The organism is Roseicyclus sp. (assembly GCF_052168335.1).
Taxonomy (GTDB): domain Bacteria; phylum Pseudomonadota; class Alphaproteobacteria; order Rhodobacterales; family Rhodobacteraceae; genus Roseibacterium.
On sequence record NZ_JBQLZP010000085.1, the window covers coordinates 1 to 2321 of the forward strand.

Sequence of the window (2321 nt, forward strand, 5' to 3'; positions counted from 1 at the left end):
TGCGCGGCCAGGAAGGCGCAGCCGCCCACGCCCACGGCGTCGGCGTCGAGCGGCCCCTCCATCAGGAGACGCCCCGACTGGTTCACCCGCGAGAAGAGCGCATGCGCCTCGGTCAGCGTCCCGGCGTCCTCCGCCCCGATGCAGCCGGCGCGGGCGGCGGCCGCGATCTGGTCGGCGGGCCGGTGCCCCGGCGACCCCGCGATCAGCGCGCCCGCCTGCGAGAGGAGCTCGATGTCCTGGAGCCCCCCCTTCCCGTCCTTGACGTTCCAGGTGCCGCCCTCGCGTCCCGCCGCCGCAAGACGCGCCCGCATGGCCGAGGCGTCGGCCACGACCTTCGCCGCGTCGGCGGGCCGGGCCAGCACCTCGCGCCGCACCGTCTCGATGTCGCGGGCGAGGTCCTCCGCCCCCGCGACGACGCGCGCGCGGGTCAGCGCCATGTGCTCCCAGGTCCAGGCCTCCTCGCGCTGGTAGCGCTCGAAGGAGGAGAGCGCGGTCGCCACCGGCCCCTGCCGCCCCGAGGGCCGGAGCCGCATGTCGACGTCGTAGAGCTTGCCCGCTGCCGTGGGTGCCGACAGCGCCGTGACCAGAGCCTTGGTCGCCTTGGCGAACCAGCCGCGCGGGTCGAGCGGGCGGCGCCCCTCGGTCATCTCGACGCTCCCTGCGTCGTAGATCACGATGAGGTCGAGGTCGGAGGAGGCGGTCATCTGCCCCGCCCCGAGGCTCCCCATCCCGAGGACAGCACCGCCCCGACCCGGCGCGGGCCCGTGCTTCTCGGCGATCTCGGCGCAGACGAGCGGCCAGAGCACGGACACCACCGCGTCGGCGAGGTCGGTATAGTGCTCGCCGGCCGTTTCGGGCGCGATCAGCCCCCGGAGCTGGTGGACGCCGACGCGGAAGTGCCATTCGTGCTGCCAGCGCCGCGCCGCGTCGAGCCGCGCCTCGTAGTCCTGCCCGCGCAGCGCCGCCGCCAGATCCTTCGCCAGCGCCTCGCGCCCCGGCCAGGGCGCGAAGAACCGCCCGTCGAGCACCGCGTCGAGCACCGCCGAATGCCGCGAGAGATAGCGCGAGAGGCCCGGCGCGGTCGCCCAGATGTCCACGATCAGGTCCACGAGCGGCGGGTTCGCCTCGAAGAGCGAGAAGAGCTGCACCCCCGCGGGCAGGCCGCGCAGGAACCCGTCGAAGTTCTGGAGCGCCTCGAGCGGTTTCGCCGCCTTGTCGAATCGCGCGAGGAAGCGCGGCTTCAGCCGCTCGAAGATCGCCTGACCGCGCGCGGACCGCAGGGCCGGATAGCTCGGCCAGCGCGCGACGATCGCCGCCGCCTCCTCGCCGATCTGCGGCGCCGCCGCCTCCCGCTCCATCGGCGCGAAGAACGCGCCCGTCAGCGCCTCGACCCGCTCGATCCGTTCGGCGAGCCGCTGGCGGAAGGCGGCCGTATCCCCCTCGCCGCAGAACCGGGCGAGCCGGTCGAACCCTTCGGCCGATTTCGGCAGCGTGTGGGTCTGCGCGTCGTCGATCATCTGGAGCCGGTGCTCGATCTCCCGGTGATGGGCGTAGAGCCCGGCCAGCTCCGCCGCCGTCTCGCCGCCGATCCAGCCCGCCTCCGCCAGCGCCGCCAGCGCCTCGACCGTCCGCCGCTGCCGGAGCGCGGGGTCGCGCCCGCCCGCCACGAGCTGCCGGGTCTGGGCGAAGAACTCGATCTCGCGGATGCCGCCCGCGCCGAGCTTCATGTTGTGCCCCTCGAGCGGGATGGACCCGCCCGCACGGTGGAGGCCCTTGTGCTCGCGGATGCGGCGGCGCATGTCCATGGTGTCCTCGACCATCGCGAAGTCGAGGTGCCGCCGCCAGACGAAGGGCACCAGCGTCTCGAGGAACCGCTCGCCCGCCGCGATGTCGCCCGCCGCCGCCCGCGCCTTGATGTAGGCCGACCGCTCCCAGGACCGCCCCTCCGCCTCGTAGTAGCGCTCGGCCGCCTCCATCGAGATGCAGACCGGCGTGACGGAGGCGTCGGGCCTCAGCCGCAGGTCGGTGCGGAAGACGTATCCCTCGGGCCCCGCCTCCGACAGCGTCGCGGCCATCCGGCGCGTCGCCCGGATGAAGCCCGCCCGCGCCTCCATCGCCTCGCCTTCGGCGAAACGCGTGTCGTCGAAGAGGCAGATGAGGTCGATGTCCGAGGAATAGTTGAGCTCCCCCGCGCCCATCTTGCCCATGGCGAGCGCGACCATCCCCGCCCCGTCGCGGAAGGCGTCCTCCTCGGTCATGCCGGGAATCCTGCCGCGCCGCGCCTCCTGCGCGACATGGTGGGCGAGCGCCGCCGCGACGCA

1 protein-coding gene is annotated in these 2321 nt (G+C 74.2%); it reads right to left on the reverse strand.

Annotated features, from left to right (window positions below; translation table 11 throughout):
- Nucleotides 1-2321, reverse strand: a 2321-nt coding sequence (locus ACTS11_RS02795) for a glutamine-synthetase adenylyltransferase (protein WP_442638825.1), incomplete at both ends; no start/stop codon positions are given.